This window comes from Pseudomonas sp. NFACC46-3, from assembly GCF_900114515.1.
GTDB classification, from domain to species: Bacteria; Pseudomonadota; Gammaproteobacteria; order Pseudomonadales; family Pseudomonadaceae; genus Aquipseudomonas; species Aquipseudomonas fluorescens_Q.
Genome location: NZ_FOTH01000002.1, coordinates 295,893 through 316,055, shown reverse-complemented (window position 1 = coordinate 316,055; position 20,163 = coordinate 295,893). Strand labels below are relative to the sequence as shown.

The 20,163-nt window shown below is 58.1% G+C and carries 16 protein-coding genes; 10 read left to right on the top strand and 6 right to left on the bottom strand.

The window, feature by feature from the left end:
• Window positions 1-64: 64 nt before the first annotated feature.
• Window positions 65-265, bottom strand: coding sequence for a hypothetical protein (locus BM300_RS05105; RefSeq protein WP_256575799.1), 201 nt, complete (start codon window positions 263-265; stop codon window positions 65-67).
• Between the two features lie 216 nt (window positions 266-481).
• On the opposite strand from BM300_RS05105, the gene BM300_RS05100 reads away from it, so the two are divergent.
• A complete protein-coding gene (locus tag BM300_RS05100) occupies window positions 482-1,486 on the top strand; it encodes a hypothetical protein (RefSeq protein WP_092462222.1) in 1,005 nt (334 codons plus the stop codon).
• A 241-nt stretch (window positions 1,487-1,727) separates the two neighbouring features.
• Here BM300_RS05100 and BM300_RS05095 read toward each other — a convergent pair whose 3' ends face one another.
• The 4 genes from BM300_RS05095 to BM300_RS05080 all read right to left on the bottom strand — a co-directional run bounded on the left by BM300_RS05095 (window position 1,728) and on the right by BM300_RS05080 (window position 9,030).
• Window positions 1,728-2,381 carry a GIY-YIG nuclease family protein gene (locus BM300_RS05095; RefSeq protein WP_024076463.1) on the bottom strand — a complete coding sequence of 218 codons (654 nt, stop codon included), beginning with the start codon at window positions 2,379-2,381 and terminating at the stop codon, window positions 1,728-1,730.
• 158 nt (window positions 2,382-2,539) lie between these two features.
• A complete protein-coding gene (locus BM300_RS05090; protein ID WP_092462220.1) occupies window positions 2,540-4,210 on the bottom strand; it encodes a hypothetical protein in 1,671 nt (556 codons plus the stop codon).
• 760 nt (window positions 4,211-4,970) lie between these two features.
• On the bottom strand, window positions 4,971-5,663 hold the full coding sequence (locus BM300_RS05085; protein WP_092144399.1) for a response regulator: 693 nt from the start codon (window positions 5,661-5,663) through the stop codon (window positions 4,971-4,973).
• Window positions 5,638-9,030: an ATP-binding protein gene (locus BM300_RS05080; protein ID WP_092462218.1), complete on the bottom strand. Its 3,393-nt coding sequence runs from the start codon at window positions 9,028-9,030 to the stop codon at window positions 5,638-5,640. The genes BM300_RS05085 and BM300_RS05080 overlap by 26 nt, the downstream gene beginning before the upstream one ends.
• A gap of 320 nt (window positions 9,031-9,350) precedes the next feature.
• Between BM300_RS05080 and urtA the strand changes: the two genes are divergently transcribed.
• The 9 genes from urtA to BM300_RS05035 all read left to right on the top strand — a co-directional run bounded on the left by urtA (window position 9,351) and on the right by BM300_RS05035 (window position 18,127).
• Window positions 9,351-10,595, top strand: coding sequence for an urea ABC transporter substrate-binding protein (urtA, locus tag BM300_RS05075; RefSeq protein WP_058542510.1), 1,245 nt, complete (start codon window positions 9,351-9,353; stop codon window positions 10,593-10,595).
• A gap of 110 nt (window positions 10,596-10,705) precedes the next feature.
• Window positions 10,706-11,623, top strand: a complete 918-nt coding sequence (gene urtB / locus BM300_RS05070) for an urea ABC transporter permease subunit UrtB (RefSeq protein WP_170862014.1) — start codon at window positions 10,706-10,708, stop codon at window positions 11,621-11,623.
• 10 nt (window positions 11,624-11,633) lie between these two features.
• Window positions 11,634-12,821 (top strand): urea ABC transporter permease subunit UrtC, encoded by a 1,188-nt coding sequence (gene urtC / locus BM300_RS05065; RefSeq protein ID WP_092462216.1) that lies wholly within the window; start codon window positions 11,634-11,636, stop codon window positions 12,819-12,821.
• Window positions 12,818-13,576: an urea ABC transporter ATP-binding protein UrtD gene (urtD, locus tag BM300_RS05060; RefSeq protein ID WP_092462214.1), complete on the top strand. Its 759-nt coding sequence runs from the start codon at window positions 12,818-12,820 to the stop codon at window positions 13,574-13,576. The genes urtC and urtD overlap by 4 nt, the downstream gene beginning before the upstream one ends.
• Window positions 13,577-13,586: 10 nt before the next feature.
• Complete coding sequence (gene urtE, locus BM300_RS05055) at window positions 13,587-14,276, top strand: urea ABC transporter ATP-binding subunit UrtE (protein ID WP_063320404.1); 690 nt, start codon at window positions 13,587-13,589, stop codon at window positions 14,274-14,276.
• A gap of 132 nt (window positions 14,277-14,408) precedes the next feature.
• The gene (gene fmdA, locus BM300_RS05050) at window positions 14,409-15,638 is read left to right on the top strand and encodes a formamidase (RefSeq protein WP_003203578.1); all 1,230 of its coding nucleotides are present in this window, start codon (window positions 14,409-14,411) and stop codon (window positions 15,636-15,638) included.
• A 36-nt stretch (window positions 15,639-15,674) separates the two neighbouring features.
• Window positions 15,675-16,022: an FmdB family zinc ribbon protein gene (locus BM300_RS05045; RefSeq protein ID WP_082534334.1), complete on the top strand. Its 348-nt coding sequence runs from the start codon at window positions 15,675-15,677 to the stop codon at window positions 16,020-16,022.
• Between the two features lie 14 nt (window positions 16,023-16,036).
• Complete coding sequence (locus BM300_RS05040; protein WP_092144409.1) at window positions 16,037-17,080, top strand: aliphatic amidase; 1,044 nt, start codon at window positions 16,037-16,039, stop codon at window positions 17,078-17,080.
• A gap of 3 nt (window positions 17,081-17,083) precedes the next feature.
• Entirely contained in the window at window positions 17,084-18,127 is a 1,044-nt protein-coding gene (locus BM300_RS05035) for an AAA family ATPase (RefSeq protein ID WP_092462212.1), read from the top strand.
• Window positions 18,128-18,344: 217 nt separating this feature from the next.
• Here the strand turns inward: BM300_RS05035 and BM300_RS05030 are convergent, their stop codons facing one another.
• The gene (locus BM300_RS05030) at window positions 18,345-19,784 is read right to left on the bottom strand and encodes a lactate dehydrogenase (RefSeq protein ID WP_092462210.1); all 1,440 of its coding nucleotides are present in this window, start codon (window positions 19,782-19,784) and stop codon (window positions 18,345-18,347) included.
• Between the last annotated feature and the right edge of the window lie 379 nt (window positions 19,785-20,163).

Genomic DNA, 20,163 nt, shown 5'->3' with positions numbered 1-20,163 from the left:
AGAGCGAGACTTTGATGCCATCGGCGCGAGCCTCCAGCACCTGGGCGAAGTTGATGGCAGCCGTCTAGGTCCAGCGGAAGCCCTTGGTCAAGCCAGTGGAGCGCTCAACGATGTGATAGGTGTTGCCCTTGGTGACGACCTGGTAGCGAATCTTGCTGACTGGCACGGGCCGGCCGATCATCGCGTAGAACTCGGCGGTTGCCGCCGTGGCCCGGATTTGAAGCGCGATATTGCCTTCGACGCGGGCTTGCATTGCTGGGTGCATGGCTTATCCCTCGGTGTGGGGTTGCGTTTATTCGTCAGCACTCTGGCTGCCGGCTATTTGCCGTTGGGCGCGGGGGAGAGCGCTGGCGGACGCGTGGAGTACAAATGCGCTCCATCTGGTTTACCTGGTATTTTCAGTTTCCAGGTTCTTAGGTGATTCAGACAAAGCTACGAGCTATGTCAATGTGCCATCGCGTGAACGGTATGGAGAATCGTGATGGGCTGGAAAGGGACTATACGTTCGCTGCAAGCATCTGCGCGGCGATCAGAGCGCAACGCTCATCGCCGGCAGCGTGAGCTTGAAAAGCGACAGAAAGAGTACGCAAAAATGGAAGCGCTGGAGCAAGCAGCGTATGAAGTCGAGGTGTACGAAAATCATATAGATATCCTCCTTTCGATGCACAAGGAGTGCGCCGAGCCTGTGAAATGGAAGCGGTTTCTCTCCAATCCCGAACCTAGACAGCCACTCAAAAGCGGAACTCTTGAGCAAGAAGCTACGCATGCGGCCGCTACATATCACCCCAATTTCTGGGCTCGGCTCTTCAAGCTAGAGGCTCGTCAACGCGCAGTCCTGCTCGGCAAGATTGGCACCGCACAGGCGGAAGATGAAAGGCAGTATCAGGCTCAGCTTGATGAATGGAAGACTGCCAATACCGAGTGGGCAGAGGAGCGGGACATTGCGATCCGTATCCTTGATGGTGACCGTCAAGCCAAGCTCGATGCCATCGAAGCTTTCGAGTCGTTTGCAGAAATCTCGCACCTCGGCTCAACCATTCAGATGATTGTTCATGAAGGTGGTGTCCTAGAAGCCAGACTCGCTATCCATGGCTCCGACGTGATTCCGACTGAAATCAAATCTCTACTCAAAAGCGGCAAGCTGTCGACTAAAGCTATGCCTGCTGGGCGGTTCAACGAGCTTCACCAGGACTACGTGTGCAGCTGCGCTCTGCGAGTAGGTCGAGAGTTGTTGGCAATCCTGCCGGATGACCTAGTCATCGTCACCGCTCTGGACAATGTGCTCAACAGCTCGACAGGTCATATGGAGGAGCAGCCAATTCTGAGTGCTGCGTTCTCTAGGCCAACTGTTGACGGACTTAACCTCGAAACCATCGACCCGTCTGATGCGATGAAGAATTTCGTCCATAACATGAGCTTCAAGAAGGGCGCTGGATTCTCGGCCGTTGCCGCCCTTGATGCTCAGCGTTTCGCCGTAACCGTGTAACTGAATCGCATGCGCAGTCGGTGGCCGACTATGAAGAGTTGTTGCCGTGGAACTGCGCACCAGAGATGTCACGGTAAACACGAAACGCTCCTGGCGGTAGGTGTACTTCGTGGAACGCATACCCACGGTCGGTGACCGCACAGCAGTGTCCCGCCTGCTACCAGCAAAGTAGCGAGCGGGGAGTGCTGAGTTATTTTGGTCAAGAGCGCGGTGCCATCTTTGATCCGGTTGGCACAAGCGTTTAAGAAAGGCAGCGACTTTTCTCATGTGTTTCCGCGATGTATGAGCACGCTTGCTGAGTGAAAAGATCAGTGCAGTGAATCATCGAATACTCGTCCAGTTCATGCACGAAAAGTCGGGCGTTATCCTCAGGGCTGCGATTGGCTATAAACATATCTATTTCCCCATCGGAAATAAACGCCAAATCGGTGCGCTCGACGATCTCGTCCCGGCTAGTGGTGTGGCGAAATCTTACAGACTCTAGATAAACAATATTATCGCGGTGGACGATTTTGATCGAGTGAAAAGCAGGATCCAGATAAGTCGGGTACTTGCGCTTCAAGTCCGGAAGAATTTCCACGCCGCTGTTAGAGCCCACCTGAGGCACGCGGAAGTTCAGTGCCTCCTCCATCAGTCCTCGAATGGCCTCGCGAATGGGGAGTTGGAAGAACTCTCGGTTGGGTTTGTACTGGTAGTCCAGGTAACGTTGCTTCATCAGGATTTCTACCTGCCGGCAGTCGGTGACAAGTTCATCGTAGACGACCTCAAAATTATCAGGTACCCAAGTTCCTTTTCCCTCCCTCGCCCGTTGTTTGGATGAGCGTGTTGACTGGCCGATTTTAACCAGTCCGGGCATGCTGGGATTGATGATCAAGTAAACAAAGCCTGCGCTCATTGTTGGGGTTCCTTGAGCTACGTAATGAATCAATCGTTGTATGGGCGCGCTCTGCGTGTGCTTTTTTGAACGGCAGAGTGCTCAACCCACCTCAACGCCTACGTGAAATAAAAATGACCCGGAGCAAAACTCAAGGGGCATTTCTCGTTATGTTGGCGCTAGTGATTTCGTCGGGTGTAGTGGGCCAGCGTTAGGTTTGAGAATAAATCGTGGAGAGAAAAGTCTTTTTCCTGGAACGGTTGCTCAAGCGTTTCAATCAGTGATTGTGGTGCGACCTGTAAGCCTTTACTGCGCTTTGACGGTACATCGAGATCATCGAGAAACCCCGGATCGCAGTACACCACGATCCCATGATGAATAGCGTCCTTGAGCACCCGCTTGTCAATCAGGTCGCAAAGTGACAGCAGGGCGGCCTGGATATTCACGACCACCGTGGAGTTTTCAGCCCTTCTGGTTAGCAGGGATTGAGTGATCAAGTTATAGCTTTTTTTGTTACCCGCCCGATACGCGATCAAGGCTAAGTTAGCCTTTTCAAGGAGCGACTCTTTAGCCTCAATTTTCATAAGGAAATTGGAGGTCCCAAGTTTCGATTGATACCCCATGAGTTGTCGCGTTGATGCGTAATCCACGATTTTCGATGCAAGGAAGGGATTGTCGGTTTGAAGCACAAAGAACTCTTCGTCACCAGACGGTTCGAGTTCGACCTTCAAATAACTATCGATCGCAAAATTCGAGGCAGGCGTGATGTAGAACAACTTGTGGTAACGGCCTTCGGATTGAAATTGATCAAGTTCGCAATCCAAGTGAGAAAAGACGCCATCCATTAGACTTTTGAAATGCTCATGGTGTTCACCATCATGCTGCCGTGTCTGGTTGTTGATGGTGATCCATTCAATACACACAGGCTGCTTGCCGAGCGTCACCAGAGTGGTGTCGTTGTCCCACTCTGAGTCAAACGCGACTGAAGTACTGTTGAGCACAGGGAGATTGGCAGGAGCGGTACAGGGTACGCCGAGCACTAGGTAACACCCTAGTGGAAGAGCATAGGGCACAAAATATTGGTCACTCTCACCATAACGGCTTTCGTCACGCCATACGTTCAAGGCATTGTCGAACCATCGTTGGTGAATGCGCATGGCCTCATCCAAATGTTCCTCAGGCAATATCAGCTCGACGTCATATTCATCGTCATCCGCTGTACGGTCAAAGGCCTCCAGATAGTCGCAGGTTGCCTTGTACCAACCCATCGGGTCGGACCAAATGATTTTGATGTTCTCGTTGTAAGGCTCGGCTATTTTTGCGAGAGGTTGGTAGTGCTCTCCGAGATCGTAATATTCTGGAAGGTAGACGCGAGTCGCAATGAGTTTGATATAAGTGTCATTGATTCTCGTATATGCATGAATAACAGCGGCAGGATCGGGGCCGATGTGACTTGGCTGCCAGGCACTGGCCTCTATCTTCGTAGCAATATCACTGAGCGATACTGGTACTTGGGATATAACAAAGACGTACCTGAGTATTTCGTACAAACCGGCCAAATTGGTGTTTATCAAAATGCGGCGGCTGAGCGCCTTCGCCAGCTCACGTATGTTGTTGGCAAAATAAGCTTGTGCCGCGTCCACGTGCGGTAAAGCCGCAAGGATCAATGATTCGTCGTGTGGGGAAGGTGACTTCAGTCGGGCGTTTAAATCCGCCCAGCTCGCGCAACCGTAAGGCCCTGAAGCGAGTATCTCTTTGGCGGTAGTTAGCGGGACGGCAAGTTTCTCGCTAAGACGTTTGGATTGACGAACGATGTTTTCACGAAGATAGGAGGTTTTCAGCAATGCCATGGTGATTTCCGTTGCTCTCGAAGAGCTACACCGGAGACGCCCACCCACATTCCCCGGTGCCCGAAACAGGAGCGGCCAGAGGCTTCTATAGATTACATGGTTGAATATCCACTTAGCTGCGGCCTCTAGGGCCCCCTGGGGTGGGCAGCGCGCCGACCATGAGCGGCGCTGGTGACTGAGCTTATCGCGAAACGTAATTGAATCGCAAGGCAGACCCTGCCACAAGTGCATTTCCTTCGATCAGAAGCATTCCAGTTGTATGAAATTCAGTATTGGCGGTTCGATTTTTGGCAGGGTGTTTGAAAGGATAACCGATCGGTAACCCTATTCACTCCGCCAGTTATTCTCGGTTGGATCATAGCTTGAGCTGGTGCTCCCCCTACTTTTCCCCTCACAAAAACCTCGGCTCTTGATGGACGTTACTGGACTTTCGTAGAGCAGAACACCGCTGAAGCTCAAGTAAATACTCGCTTGGAAAAATCCAGAGTAAAACTTTGGAAGCTTTCAAGAAGTATGAAAAAGGAGATGGGGTGCTAGGGGTAGAGTGTTCGAATCACTCCGTCCCGACCATATTTTTCAATGACTTAGCCCAATCTGAAAAGGTTGGGCTTTTTCATGCCTAAAAAATACCCCCGCATTGCCTGGGTGGCTGGGCTGAAAATCCAGAGCCGTTTCTAACGTTCCTGCTTCATCCTCCAGGTTCTGTCATGGACGAAAACGGCCCCAGTGCTCATCCAACAATACGTCCGGTTATCGTGGCTCACCTTGAAGCACTGTTGCGAGAATCGGTCATGGCCGACAAGGCCACGGAGGTCGCTGCTGTGCGTGTTTCTACACCTAACTTCACATACACATGTTCCAGATGTTTGTTCACGGTGCGTGGGCTCAGATCAAGAATGGTGCCGATGTCGCGGTTGGTCTTGCCGCAGGCCACCCAGCGCAGAACCTCGACTTCCCGACCGGTGAGCTGAAAGCGTGCCGACAGCACCCTGTGCGCCGGTTCGTCGTCCAGGCTCGGCGGGGCTGGTTGTGACGCCGCTCGGGCCGACAGCAGGATGCGCGAGGTGCGCAAGTGCGCGGCGACCCGGGCCAGCACTTCGTCGGTCTGGATCGGCTTGGTCACGTAGTCGCTGCCACCCACTTCAAAGCCCTGGACCACATGCCTGCTTTCCGTCAGCGCGGTCATGAACAGCACTGGAATATCGGCGTTGGCCGGTTGCTCCTTGATCCGCCGGCAGGTCTCGAAGCCGTCCAGGCCCGGCATCATCGCATCCAGCAGGATCAGGTCTGGACGCCGGCGTTCGATGCGGTTCAGGGCGCTGAGCCCGTCGAGGGCCACCAGCACCATGTAGCCGGCATCATTGAGGGCGTCGGAGAGCATGGCGAGGTTGTCCGGGGTGTCGTCCACAATCAACACGACACCGGGTTCAGCGACTGTGGTCAGTGCATTCATCTTCTGCCTCCTTGAGGGCGCGGTTGATTTCGTCCAGGCGAAAATTTTTCAGCAGCTTGCGTAGCGAACTGATGAAAGGGGCGGTGGCTGGCGTCTCGGCCTGGATGGCGTCGAGTTTTTCGTGCAGACCGCGTACGTAGCCGATGGCGCTGAGTTCGCCGAGGGCGATGAGGTCAGGCTGTGAGGGCAATATCCCCGGTTCGGGGAATGTCGCAGGGGCTGGTTTTTCGCGGCGCAGCCAGTGCAGGTCGAGTTGTTTCTGGATCCGCTCGAGCAGCTCCGGGGTGTGTACCGGCTTGGCAAGGTAGTCGTTGCAGACACTGGCCAGGCTGCGCTCGCGCTCGTCGTTAAAGGCATTGGCCGATATCACGATGATCGGTGCCGTGGACAACGCATTGCGGCGGATCAGCCGGCTGGTTTCCCAGCCATCCATCGTCGGCATCGACAGGTCCATGAGAATCAGGTCCGGCCCCAGCAGGGCGACCTGGCGAATCGCTTCCTGGCCGTTGCTGGCCTGGACCACTTCAAAGCCCAGGGGCGTAAGCATGCCGCTGAGGACCTTGCGATGGTCCACATGGTCGTCCACTACCAGCACCAGACGCCGCGGCCCCTGGTAGCCGATGATGTCGTGTTCGACATGGATCACCGCTTGCGGCACCCGTACTTGCGAGAGAAACAGGCGCACCTGGAAACAGGTGCCCTTGTCCTGCTGACTCTTGACCTGCAACTCGCCGCCCATCAGCGAGGTGAGCATGCGGGTAATGGTCAGGCCCAGGCCAACGCCCTTGTCCTGGCGCATCAGATCACCGCGCTCGAAAGGCTGGAAGATTCGCTCGATGTGCTCGGGGTCGATGCCGATACCTGTGTCGATGATGTCGAAGGTTGCCGTCTCGCGCATGTAACTGACCCGCAGGCAGACTTCGCCGCTGTCGGTGAAATTGACCGCATTGCCCAACAGGTTGATGAGGATCTGCCGGACGCGCTTTTCGTCGCCTCGCACCACCGCCGGCATCTTGCCGATCAGCTCCAGGCGAAAGCGCAACCCTTTGTCCCGTGCTTGTGGGGTGAACATCAGCTCCAGATCGTGGATCAGTTCCGGAAAGGGGATTTCCGTCGGTTCCAGGCGCAATTTGCCAGCCTCGATCTTGGCCACATCGAGCAGGCCGTCGATCAGCGACAGCAGGTGCGAGCCGCTGCGCAGGATGGTCGCCAGGGCATCCTGATGCTGCTCCGGCATGGCCGCATCGCGCTGCAGGATCTGGGTAAAACCGAGGATGCTGTTCAACGGTGTACGCAGTTCGTGGGACAGTCCGGTGACGTAGCGACTCTTGGCCGCGTTGGCCGCCTCGGAAGCCTCCTTGGCATCTTGCAGGGCCTGGTCGGTCAAGCGGTGGGCTTCGATTTCCTGCATCAGCAGCAGGGTCTGGCGGTCCGATTCTTCCTGGGCCACGCGGCGGCTTTCCCGCGTCAGAACGACCCACCAGGCGAGGATGGCCGCCAGTACCGAGAGCGTCAGGAAGGCCTGGAAAAATGCCTGGTACAGCGTCGCCTGGGCTTGCGGCGAGTGGGGCAGTCCCTGGGAGGCCTGGCCATAGATCAGCGCCAGAGCGCCGCTGAGCATCAGGATCAGCGCGAGCAGCAGGCCCAGGTAATGCACTAGCCGGGTGTGCAGGCGTGGCACCGTTGCATTGGGCAGCAACCAATGCAACAGCGCTTCGAACTGCGCCGACAGACGCCCGTGAGGTTTGCAGCGATCGCCGCAACGCGCGTCCAGCGAACAGCAAAGTGAGCAGATGGGCGTGCTGTAGGCCGGACAGAAAGCCATGTCGGCGGTTTCGAACGGGTTGCTGCACAGGCCGCAGGTGATCAGCGTGCTCGGTGCCACCGGTTGCAGCAGTAGCGGATCGCGGGTGCGGGCAATGTAATAGCGGCTGCGTGTGGCCCAGGCCAGCAGCGGGGTCATGACCAGCGAGGTGCCGAGGGCGACGAAGGGCGGGGCGGCCTGGGCCAGCGCCCCAAATAGACCGAAGTGGGCGAGGACCGACAGCAGCGAGGCAATCAGCATGGAGCCGACGCCCACCGGGTTGATGTCGTAGAGGTGAGCGCGCTTGAACTCGATGTATTTCGGTGACAACCCCAAGGGTTTGTTGATCACCAGGTCGGCGACCACCGAGCCGATCCAGGCGATGGCGATGTTGGCGTAGAGACCGAGCACCTGGTCGATGACGTCGAATACCCCCAGCTCCATCAGCATCAGGGCAATCGCCACATTGAACACCAGCCAAACTACGCGGCCGGGGTGACTGTGGGTGACCCGGGCGAAAAAGTTCGACCAGGCCAGGGAGCCGGCGTAGGCGTTGGTCAGGTTGATCTTCATCTGCGAGACGAAGACGAACAGCACCATGGCCGCCAGGGCCCATTCCGGCGAGGCGAACACATAACTGAAGGCCACCAGGTACATCTGGGTCGGCTCTGTAGCGCGCTCGATGGGGATCTCGTGTTGCAGGGCGAGAAACGCCAGGAAGGCGCCAGCGAACATTTTCAAGGCGCCGGGCAGGATCCAGCCGGGGCCGGCGCAGAGCAGGGCGGCCCACCAGCGCTTGCGGTTGGACGCGGTTTTTTCCGGCAGGAAGCGCAGGTAGTCGACCTGTTCGCCGATCTGCGTCACCAGGGACAGGGCCACGGTACAGGCCGCGCAAAACGCCAGCAGATTGAAGTCGCCGCTGGCATCACGGCCCTGGAAACTGGTCCAGTCGCTGAAGGCCTCGGGGTTTTTCAGCAGCACAAACAGATAGGGCAGCACCAGCAGCACCAGCCACAACGGCTGGGTCCAGAGTTGCAGGCGGCTGATCAGGGTCACCCCATAGGCCACCAGGGGGATCACCAGCACAGAGCAGATCACATAGGCAAAGGCCAATGGGATATGGAAGTACAGCTCCAAGGCCAGGGCCATGATCGCTGCTTCCAGGGCGAAGAACAGAAAGGTGAAGCTGGCGTAGATCAGTGAGGTGATGGTCGAGCCGATGTAGCCGAAGCCGGCACCGCGGGTCAACAGGTCCATATCGACGCCGTAGCGGGCGGCGTAGTAGCTGACGGGCAGGCCGGTGAGGAAGATGATCAGGCTCACGGCGAGGATCGCCCAGAAGGTGTTGGTGAAGCCGTAGCTCAGGGCCAGCACCCCGCCAATCGCCTCCAGAGCCAGGAACGACACCGCGCCCAGGGCGGTGTTGGCGATGCGCAGTTCCGACCACCTGCGAAAGGACTTTGGTGTGTAACGCAGGGCGTAGTCTTCCATGGTTTCGTCGGCGACCCAGCTGTTGTAGTCGCGACGGATCTTGGCGATGCGCTGGGTGCCAGGTGGAAGCACGACGAAAGACTCCTGGGGTCAAGGCGCTCCGTGCCTGGCGGGTGTGCCCGTGGCGGATAGCCGAGCAATTTTCATGCCCTGCACCGCGCCGTCTTGCCGCGCCAACTGTTGCCTGCGCGCGCGTCCGCGCAGTGCCGTTCAGGCGGGGCCTGGAGCGATAGCCTGCGCCGCCTTGGTGCATTTTTCCCTACGTCAAATGACGTATGCGCTTACGTCAGGCTGCGTATACCCGTCGCCGATCCGCGCAGCCATGCTGATGCCACCACCGTTGCCGGCCGCCCCAAGGCGAGCTGTCAGCGTCACCGCAGAGGAGTAGCAGCATGGAACCACGATTGATCCGGACCAAAGGCCTGTTGCCGCGCCGCCTGGCGCTGGGGGCGGCGGCCCTGTCGCTATTGGCTGCCAGTGTGTTCAGCCAGGGTGTATGGGCCGACGAGGCCAATAGCACCGGCCTGGCGGTGACCGCCACTGAAGTCACGGTGGGCCAGTTGCACTCGGCCACCGGCACCATGGCGATTTCGGAGACCGGTTCGATCCAGGCCGAACGCCTGGCCATCGAGCAGATCAACGCTTCAGGCGGCATCCTCGGTCGGCAGATCAAGGTGATCCAAGAAGACGGCGCCTCCGACTGGCCGACCTTCGCCGAGAAGGCCAAGAAGCTTCTGGTCAACGACAAGGTGGCCACGGTGTTCGGCTGCTGGACCTCGGCGTCGCGCAAGGCTGTGCTGCCGATCTTCGAGAAAGAAAACGGCCTGCTTTACTACCCGACTTTCTACGAGGGGCTGGAGCAGTCGAAGAACGTGATCTACACGGGCCAGGAAGCCACCCAGCAAATCCTCGCCAGCCTCGACTGGATCGCCAAGACCAAAGGCGCCAAAACCTTCTATCTGGTGGGATCGGACTATATCTGGCCACGCACCTCGATGAAGATTGCCCGCAAGCACATTGAAAACGTGCTGCACGGCACCGTGGTCGGCGAAGACTATTACCCGCTCGGCAACACCCAGTTCGGTTCGCTGATCAACAAAGTCAAGTTGAAGAAGCCCGACGTGGTGTTCGCGGCAGTGGTGGGTGGCTCCAACGTGGCCTTCTACAAGCAACTCAATGCGGCGGGTGTCAATTCGGCCAAGCAGACCTTGCTCACGCTCTCGGTCACCGAAGATGAGTTGCTGGGCATCGGCGGTGAGAACATGGCCGGTTTCTATGCCTCGATGAAGTACTTCCAGAGCCTGGACAACCCCAACAACAAAGCCTTCGTCGACGCTTTCAAGGCCAAGTACGGCAAGGATTCGGTGATCGGCGACGTGACCCAGGCCGCGTACCTGGGCCCATGGTTGTGGAAGGCCGCGGTGGAAAAAGCCGGCAGCTTCGATGTCGACAAAGTGGTTGCAGCTTCGCCGGGCATCGAGTTGAAAACCGCGCCTGAAGGCTACGTCAAAGTGCATGAAAACCATCACCTGTGGAGCAAGACCCGCATCGGTGAAGTGCAGCCCGATGGCCAGTTCAAAGTGGTGTACGAGTCCGATCTGATCGAGCCGAATCCGTTCCCTAAAGGCTATCAGTAAGGTCTGGGCCATCACGGCAAGCCGACTCCAACACTCCGTAGGAGCTGGCTTGCCGGCGATGGAGCTCCAACGTTTTTCCACATCCTCCCTCCAAGCAGGAGTCCATCATCATGGAATGGCTATCGGAATTTGGTGCCATCGCGGCGATGCAGGGGTTCAACGGCTTGTCCGTGTTCTGTGTGCTGCTGTTGATGGCATTGGGGCTGGCGATCATTTTCGGCCAGATGGGGGTCATCAACATGGCCCACGGCGAGTTCCTCACGATCGGCGCCTACACCACCTATGTTTGTTCGAGCCTGACCAGTCATTTCGCTCCGTGGTTTCAACCCTATTATTTTTTCCTCGCCATCGCCCTGTCGTTTCTGGTGGCCGGGGCCATCGGCTGGCTGGTGGAGTGGGCGATGATCAGTCGGCTCTACAAGCGTCCGTTGGACACATTGCTGGCGACCTGGGGGCTGTCCCTAGTGATGCAGCAGACCTTCCGTTCGATGTTCGGCGCCCGTGAAGTCAGCGCCACGCCGCCGGAGTGGCTGATGGGCTCGTTCAACTTCACCGAGTCCATCGAGATCCCGCGCAACGGTCTGTTCATGATGGCCCTGACCCTGCTGCTCACCGCGGCCATTTTTCTCTTGCTCTACCGCTCACGCTGGGGCCTGCAAGTGCGGGCCACGGTGCAAAACCGGCTGATGAGCCGTGCCGTGGGCATCAACACGCGCAAGGTCGACCGCATGACCTTTGCCCTCGGTTGTGGTGTCGCGGGGGTGGCCGGCGCGGCCTTTACCACCATTGGCTCCACCGGGCCCACCGCGGGCTCGCAGTACATAGTCGACACCTTCCTGGTGGTGGTCTTCGGCGGCGCACAAAGCCTGTTCGGCACTATTGCGTCGGCGTTCGTCATTGCCCAGACCCAATCGATCTCGGAGTTCTTCCTCAGTGGTTCGATGGCCAAGGTGCTGACCCTGTCCGGGGTGATTCTGATCCTGATGTTGCGCCCTCAAGGGTTGTTCTCCATCAAAGTGCGCAAGTAGAGGCGAGCCAATGAAGCTTTTAGACAAGATGCTGGCGGGCAAGCAGAACCTGTTGGGCGTGGCCCTGTTGGCGCTGCTGATTCTCGTGGTCTTCCCGCTGACCCTGGATGCCTTTCGCCTGAACATGGTGGGCAAGTACCTGACCTATGCCTTCGTCGCTGTCGGCCTGGTGCTGTGTTGGGGCTATGGCGGCATTCTCAGCCTCGGGCAAGGGGTGTTCTTCGGCGTCGGCGGCTACTGCATGGCGATGTTTCTCAAGCTCGAAGCCTCCGACCCGCAGAGCACCAAAATCCAGTCGACGCCGGGCATTCCGGATTTCATGGACTGGAACCAGATCACCGAACTGCCGTGGCTCTGGGTACCGTTCCACAGTTTCAGCTTCACCCTGTTGGCGGTGATCCTGGTGCCGGTAGGGCTGGCCTTCATCATTGGCATGGCGCTGTTCAAGCGGCGGGTGGGGGATGTTTATTTCTCTATCGTCAGCCAGGCCATCGCGCTGATTCTCACGGTGTTGATCGTCGGCCAGCAGGGCCTGACCGGCGGAGTCAACGGCATCACCGATCTCAAGACGCTGCTCGGCTGGGACCTGCGCAGTGACAGCGCCAAGCTGCTGCTGTACTTCATCAGCGCGGCCTTGTTGTTCGGCTGCATTTTCATCGGCCGTTTTGTCCTTGCGTCGAAGCTCGGGCGGCTGCTGATGGCGATGCGCGATAAAGAGGAGCGGGTGCGCTTCTCCGGTTATGACGTGGCCAGTTTCAAGATTTTCGTGTTCTGCATCGCCGCTGCCTTCTCGGCCATAGGCGGCGCCATGTTCGCCTTGCAGGTGGGCTTCATGTCGCCTTCGTTCGTCGGCATCGTGCCATCCATCGAGATGGTGATCTTTGCCGCTGTCGGCGGGCGCATGTCGCTGCTCGGCGCGGTGTATGGGGCCTTGCTGGTGAACTACGGCAAGACCTATTTCTCCGAGTCCTTCCCCGAATTGTGGCTGTACCTGATGGGCGGGCTGTTCATTGCCGTGGTCATGTACTTCCCCAATGGTTTGGCCGGACTTTGGGACAGCCATGGCCGCCAGACCCTTGGCCGTTTATTGCGGCGTACCCCGCAGCAAGCTGCCGTTGCCGCGCCCCTGCCGGAGACGTCGCGCACTGCACCGCCGACCCCTGCTTCTGAACGCCCTTCGCTGGAGACGCAACCATGACCGCCGTAGGTTTTCAGATGAACAAGCCGGTGCTGGTTATCGAGGGGCTGACGGTGTCCTTCGACGGTTTCAAGGCCGTGGACAACCTCAACCTGTACATCGACCGCAATGAAGTGCGGGTGGTGATCGGGCCCAACGGCGCAGGCAAGACCACGGTGCTCGACCTGATCTGCGGCAAGACCCGCGCCACCAGCGGCAGCATCCAGTTCGATGGAAAGGAACTGACCAAGATGCGCGAGTACAACATCGTCCGTGCCGGTGTCGGGCGCAAATTCCAGAACCCGTCGATCTACGAAAACCTCACGGTGTTCGAGAACCTGGAGATGTCCTACCCGGCAGGGCGCAAGGTGTTTGGCGCGTTGTTCTTCAAACGCAGTGCCGCAGTGATTGCCCGGGTTGAAGAGGTGGCGCGGGAGATCTTTCTCGGCGAGCTGTTGCAGCAACAGGCCGACCTGCTGTCCCACGGCCAGAAGCAGTGGCTGGAGATCGGCATGCTGCTGATGCAGGACCCTGACCTGTTGATGCTCGATGAACCGGTCGCAGGGATGAGCGTCAACGAGCGCGTACAGACTGCGGAACTGCTCAAGCGCATCAGCCAGGGCCGCTCGGTGCTGGTGATCGAACACGACATGGAATTCGTCAAGAGCATCGCCCATAAGGTCACGGTGCTGCATCAGGGCAAGGTCCTGGCCGAGGGCAGCATGGAGTCGGTGCAGAGCAACCCGAAAGTCATCGAAGTCTATTTAGGCCATTGAGGAAGCAGGCATGTTCAACGTAGACAAGCTGTCCTGTGGTTACGGCCAGAGTCAGATCCTTCACGACCTCGACCTGGCCGTGGCCAAACGCGAAATCGTCGCCGTGATGGGACGCAACGGCATGGGCAAGACCACGCTGTTCAAGAGCTTGATGGGCATCCTTCCGCAGTGGCGGGGGCAGGTCAGCGTCGATGGTCAGGAAGTCTCGAACCTGGAAACCCACGAGCGGGTGGAGCACGGCATCGCCTATGTGCCTCAGGGGCGGATGATTTTCCCTAGCATGACGGTGTTGGAAAACATACAGACCGGCCTGCCGGCATCGGCCCGGGGCCAGGTGCCCGAAGACCTCTATGCGTTGTTTCCGGTGCTCCACGACATGCGCTCGCGCAAGGGTGGCAACCTTTCGGGCGGGCAGCAGCAACAACTGGCGATTGCCCGGGCACTGGCGACCAATCCCAAGGTGTTGTTGCTCGATGAACCCACCGAGGGCATCCAGCCATCGATCATCAAGGACATCGCCCGCACTTTGAAAGAGATCCGTCACCTGCGCGACCTGACCATTGTGGTCTCCGAGCAGGTGCTGTCATTCACCCTGGAAATCGCCGACCGCTTCCTGGTGATCGAGAAGGGTCGCTTCGTGATCGAGGAGACCCGGGACAAGGTCGACGAATCCACCATCAGTCGCTACCTCTGCGTGTAGGCGCGATAGGCGCCCTTGTAGCAGCTGGCAAGCCAGCTCAAAGGGGTACGTCATCCAACGTATTGGCCGATTCGTGCCGCCATTCGAGACTGGTTCCAACGCGGTACATCCCTAATGTTCAGGAGCTTCGCCATGACCGATACCTTGATCAAAGTCGACCTCAACCAGCCCGCCACCGAGAACGAACAGATCCACAACCGCTGGCATCCGGACATTCCCATGGCCTGCTGGGTCAAGCCGGGGGATGACTTTATTCTTGAGACCTACGACTGGACCGCTGGCGCGATCAAGAACAACGACGACGCCTCGGATGTGCGTGACGTCGACTTGTCCACCGTGCACTACCTGTCCGGTCCAGTGGGCGTGCATGGCGCCGAGCCGGGAGATCTGCTGGTGGTCGACCTGCTGGACATCGGCGCCAAGGCCGAATCGATGTGGGGCTTCAACGGCTTCTTCTCGCGGCAGAACGGTGGCGGATTCCTCACGGATCACTTTCCCAGCGCACAGAAAGCCATCTGGGATTTCAAAGGCATGTTTACCAGTTCGCGGCACATTCCCGGGGTCAACTTCGCCGGCCTGATCCACCCCGGATTGATCGGTTGCCTGCCCGACCCGGTAATGCTCGGCGACTGGAACCGCCGTGAGCAGGAACTGATCGACACCCACCCGACCCGCGTGCCGCCCCTGGCCAACGCGCCGCTGGCCGCCACCGCACACATGGGCAAGCTCAAGGGCCAGGCCCGGGATGATGCCGCGGCCACGGGCGCGCGCACCGTGCCACCGCGTGAACATGGTGGTAACTGCGATATCAAGGACTTGTCCCGGGGCTCGAAGATTTTCTTCCCGGTCTACGTCAAAGGCGCCGGGTTGTCAGTGGGGGATCTGCACTTCAGTCAGGGCGACGGCGAGATCACCTTTTGCGGTGCTATCGAGATGGCCGGCTGGGTTCATATGAAAGTCGAGCTGATCAAGGGCGGCATGGCCAAGTACGGGATCAAGAACCCAGTGTTCAAGCCCAGCCCGATCATCCCGACCTACCAGAACTACCTGATCTTCGAAGGTATCTCGGTGGATGAAGCCGGCAAACAGCACTACCTGGACGTGAATATCGCCTATCGCCAGGCCTGCCTGAATGCGATCAACTACCTGACCAAGTTTGGTTATTCCCCCGCCCAAGGCTATGCCCTGTTGGGTTCTGCGCCGGTGCAAGGGCATATCAGCGGCGTGGTCGATATCCCCAACGCCTGCGCGACCCTCTGGTTACCCACCGAAATCTTCGAGTTCGACATCAACCCCAACGCCAACGGTCCCATCAAACACCTCGACGGCAGTATCGATCTGCCGATTGCCCCGGACCTGTGAGACACGCCCGAGCTCGATCAATGTCTGGAGAGCGCCATGCCGACCTATGAGTACGAATGCCAAACCTGTGGTTCTTTCACAATGTTGCGGCCCATGGCCCAACGGCACGAGTCGTGCCAGTGCCCGTCTTGCGCGGGCCCGGGAGGGCGGTTGCTGTTGTCTGCGCCGGCACTGACGACGTTGTCGAGCAGTCAACGCCAGGCCATGGCGACCAACGAGCGAAGTGCCCACGCGCCGCAGACGCTTGGCGAGTACCAGCAGAACCGTCGTCATCCCAGTGGGTGCAGTTGTTGTGCACCGAGCAAACCGCTGGCCCCGACCAAAGAAAATCCACAGGGGCTCAAGCGTAAAACCGGCTCCAGACCTTGGATGATCAGTCATTAACAGAGGTAAATCTCATGCGTCATGGTGATATTTCCAGCAGCCCGGACACCGTGGGTGTCGCGGTCGTCAATTACAAAATGCCGCGGCTGCATACAAAAGCCGAGGTCATTGAAAACGCCCGCAAGATTGCCGACATCATCACGGGGATGAAAAGCGGTCTCCCCGGCATGGACCTGGTGGTGTTTCCTGAATACAGCACCATGGGCATCATGTACGACCACGATGAGATGATGGCGACTGCCGCCAGTATTCCAGGCGAAGAGACTGCGATCTTTTCCGCCGCGTGCCGTGCGGCTGACACGTGGGGGGTGTTTTCACTGACCGGTGAGCGGCATGAGGAACATCCCCACAAAGCCCCGTACAACACGTTGGTGTTGATCAATAACCAGGGCGAAATCGTCCAGAAGTACCGCAAGTGCATTCCCTGGTGCCCCATAGAAGGGTGGTATCCGGGTGATCGGACCTATGTCTGCGAGGGTCCCAAGGGCCTGCAAATCAGCTTGATCATTTGTGATGACGGCAACTACCCGGAGATCTGGCGCGACTGTGCAATGAAAGGAGCGGAGTTGATCGTCCGTTGCCAGGGCTATATGTACCCGGCCAAAGAGCAGCAGGTGATGATGTCCAAAAGCATGGCCTGGGCCAATAATTGCTATGTGGCAGTGGCCAATGCGGCCGGCTTCGATGGGGTTTATTCCTACTTTGGTCACTCGGCGATTATTGGCTTCGACGGTCGCACCCTGGGCGAATGCGGTGAAGAGGAAATGGGCATTCAGTACGCACAATTATCCGTTTCGCAAATCCGCGATGCGCGAGCGAACGACCAATCACAGAATCATTTGTTCAAGCTGCTGCATCGCGGTTACACCGGGGTCTATCACTCCGGGGACGGCGACAAGGGGGTGGCTGACTGCCCGTTCGACTTTTACCGCACCTGGGTACTGGACGCGCAGAAAGCCCGGGAAAACGTCGAAAAACTGACCCGTAGCACCGTCGGCGTGGCTCATTGCCCGGTGGGAGAGCTTCCCCACGACGGTAAAGAAAAACACGCAGGCTAAACCATGCCTTTGGTGAATGATCGCATCGACCCAAACCACCCCCAGCCTGGCCTGACCAGCGCATCACCGGCAGCAGAGTTGTTGACCTCACGCTTCGCCTTCAATCCCGCCCAAGTCATGGCGTTGTTGCGCAGTCGAATTGTCGGCCAAGAACACGTCATGCGCGCGGTCGAGGCGTTGCTAAACGTGGTTAAGGTCGATATTGGTGAACGTGAGCGACCGTTGACGGTGAACCTGTTCATGGGGCCGACCGGTGTCGGCAAGACCGAAATCGTACGTCTGCTGGCACTGGCCATACACGGTCGCGCCGATGCTTTTTGTCGCATCGACATGCACACCTTGGCCCAGGAGCATTACTCGGCGGCGCTCACCGGAGCGCCACCTGGTTATGTGGGGAGTAAAGAGGGCGTCAGTCTGTTCAATAGCGAATTGATTCAAGGCACCTACAGTCGCCCAGGCATCGTGCTGTTCGATGAGCTGGAAAAGGCCAGCAAGGAAGTGGTGCGCAGTTTGCTGGGCATTCTTGAGAACGGCCAACTGACCTTGGCGGGCGGTAGCCGAACACTGGATTTTCGCAATAGCCTGATCTTCATGACCAGCAACATTGGAGCCCGGCAAGCGACCACCTACAGGGAACGTTTTTCACGCGGTTGGCGGCGCTGGCTCGGCATCGCCCCACAAGGTGAGCAGGCTATGTTGGAGCTGGCGTTGCACGCGTGGTTCGAACCGGAGTTTCTAAACCGTATTGATCGCATCCTGGTTTTCCAACGCATCGAAACCCAATGGCTGGAAGCGTTGTTGCAGATCGAACTGAACAAACTCAACCAACGTCTCGGTCAGCATCGCCGTACGCTGGTCCTGGACGTTGCGGCAAGCGACTGGCTGTGCCAAAAGCATGACCCACGCTTCGGTGCTCGGGCCCTGACAAGGCGAGTGCGGGTTGAGCTGGAGCCTGCCATCGCTGAGTGTTTGCTGGCTTATCCGCAGGCAATGCAGATGGCTGCGACGGTCGAATCAAACAGGCTCACGGTTGTTCCATTGGCGTAAGAGACGACACCGGATTGAGGTCCGCCGTGATACCCCGCTTACCGGCGATCCTGACCAGCATTCAGTGTCTCGTTGCCGAGTTCAGCAGTCGAGGATTCAGCCGGTGCAAACTTTTGGCCGTTTTCTTCTGGTAGTTCTACAACGCATCAAGCTGACGCTATGGCCTAGGGAATCGCTGTCGCACTACGCTGGGTGATGATGCGCATTCCCCAGCGTGTCAACGCGCCAGCGCCGAAGGATTTTCCTGCAACATCACCGAACTGTGGAGGGTGGCGAGCGCTTCCTTCAATAAGGATTGTTCCTGCGCGTCCTTGGATTTGTTGCTTTCCTTGGCGGCGTATTCCAGCAATGCCAAGTGGCTGCGGCTGGTTGAAAGTTCCTTCGGCACCACTGTCTCTTCAACCATTTTGCCGATGACGTACTTCTGTGTCCGTGTGTCCTGGCTGGCGCTTTGCGTGACGGTGGCTTTGCTCAGTCGGCCATCCTTGTAGGCGAGGCTGGCCGAGCTGCGGGCCTCGTCGTGCACTTGTACGTAGAGATAGTTCTGCGAATCGGTCGTTGTGCCTAGCACGGGGGCTTTCCCGCCCTTCAGACTCTTGTGGTAACTGGCCGATAAACTCGATTGCTGGACTTGATCAACGCTGCGATTGCTCATTATGGAACCTGCAACGACAGTTTTTTGCGACAGGGTATAAGCAAAGCTATCGACTTCGGACGGGCGCATCGGGTTGGACGCGTTGTTGGTTTGTTTGATGGACGCCTCGAAGTCTGCCAGCCCAGTCAGCAGGCCTTTGTCCGTCGCGTTACGGGTCAGTGGCTGTGACGGGGTAACGCCCTGTGGATAGTGGCTGTTCATGGCGCTGAAGGCGTCCTTGAACATCTCCATCAGGGCGGCCTTGGCGCTGCCGCGCTTCTGCACCCGGTCAAACTGGGCGAGGTAGCTGTTCAGGGCGCTGGCCTGTTGCTTGGCATCACCCAGGATTGTGCTGTTTTTCAGATCCACGCTCAGGTTCAATTCGCCATCTGGACCACTCATTTGCGTGGTGCGGCTCTGGCTGTCGGCGCGGTAGGCAAGGATCAGGTCCTCACCGTCCACGCCCTTGAGCTTGGCGTTCAGGTCAATGGATGCCAATACGCTGGAGTCGAACTGCGTCAGCTTGCTCAGGTCGAGCTTGGGCGGCTCGGCGGTCAGCCCGTCGACAGCCGCTTGAAAGGCGCTGCCCAGAACGCCAATCGCCTTGAGTTCGTCCTCGCTCAGCGGGTCGCCGTCCACCGTAGCCTGAACGCCAAGTCCATCGTCCTGGCTGGTCAGGCTGAAGGTAACCGTCTTGCCACTGGCGGTCTTGATGCTGAGGGTGATCAGGTTGTCGGCTTTATTGTGCAGCAGCGCCTGTTCGGATTTTATCTCGGCGGCGTTGTGAGCCCCGTCCGTGGTGGTATGGAGCACTGACTGGGAAATGCTCGAACCACTCTTGGCGAACTGCTCCACCAAGGCTGCGCCCAGGCCGTGGAAACGGTTGGCTATCGACAGCGATCTGGGGTTGGTTCCCATGACGCGAGTGACGGCATCCTGACTGGTCTTTTCCCAGACACGAACAATCTCCTGGCCGGGCAATTGCCCGAGTCGGGAATAGGTCTGTGATTCGACATCGGCCACGGGGTTGCCCAGGCTGACGATTGCCGCTGGTCGAGCCGCCGAGACATCAGCGCTCTCTATCACTGTTGTAGGCGATGCCGCGACGGCAGAGCGAGTCGGGATCTGGATGGGAATGGCAGGGCTGATCGGGGATAGGGTAGTCATGACAGTCCGTGTCGAGTGGGCAGAGTTACGCTCAATGTAGTGAATACACCACCCGATTGAAAGCGTGGACGTTGAAATAGGTGGCAGAGAGCTATGATCCGTCGGCGAATGCCGGAACGACACAGCTCAATCTGAACGGATTGGGTTTTTCATGGGAGCGTCAGGCAGGGACGGTTCAATGCTGCGTGATCAAGCCATCTGATAGTAAATTGAGCCCAGGCCGTTTGTCGGTTTC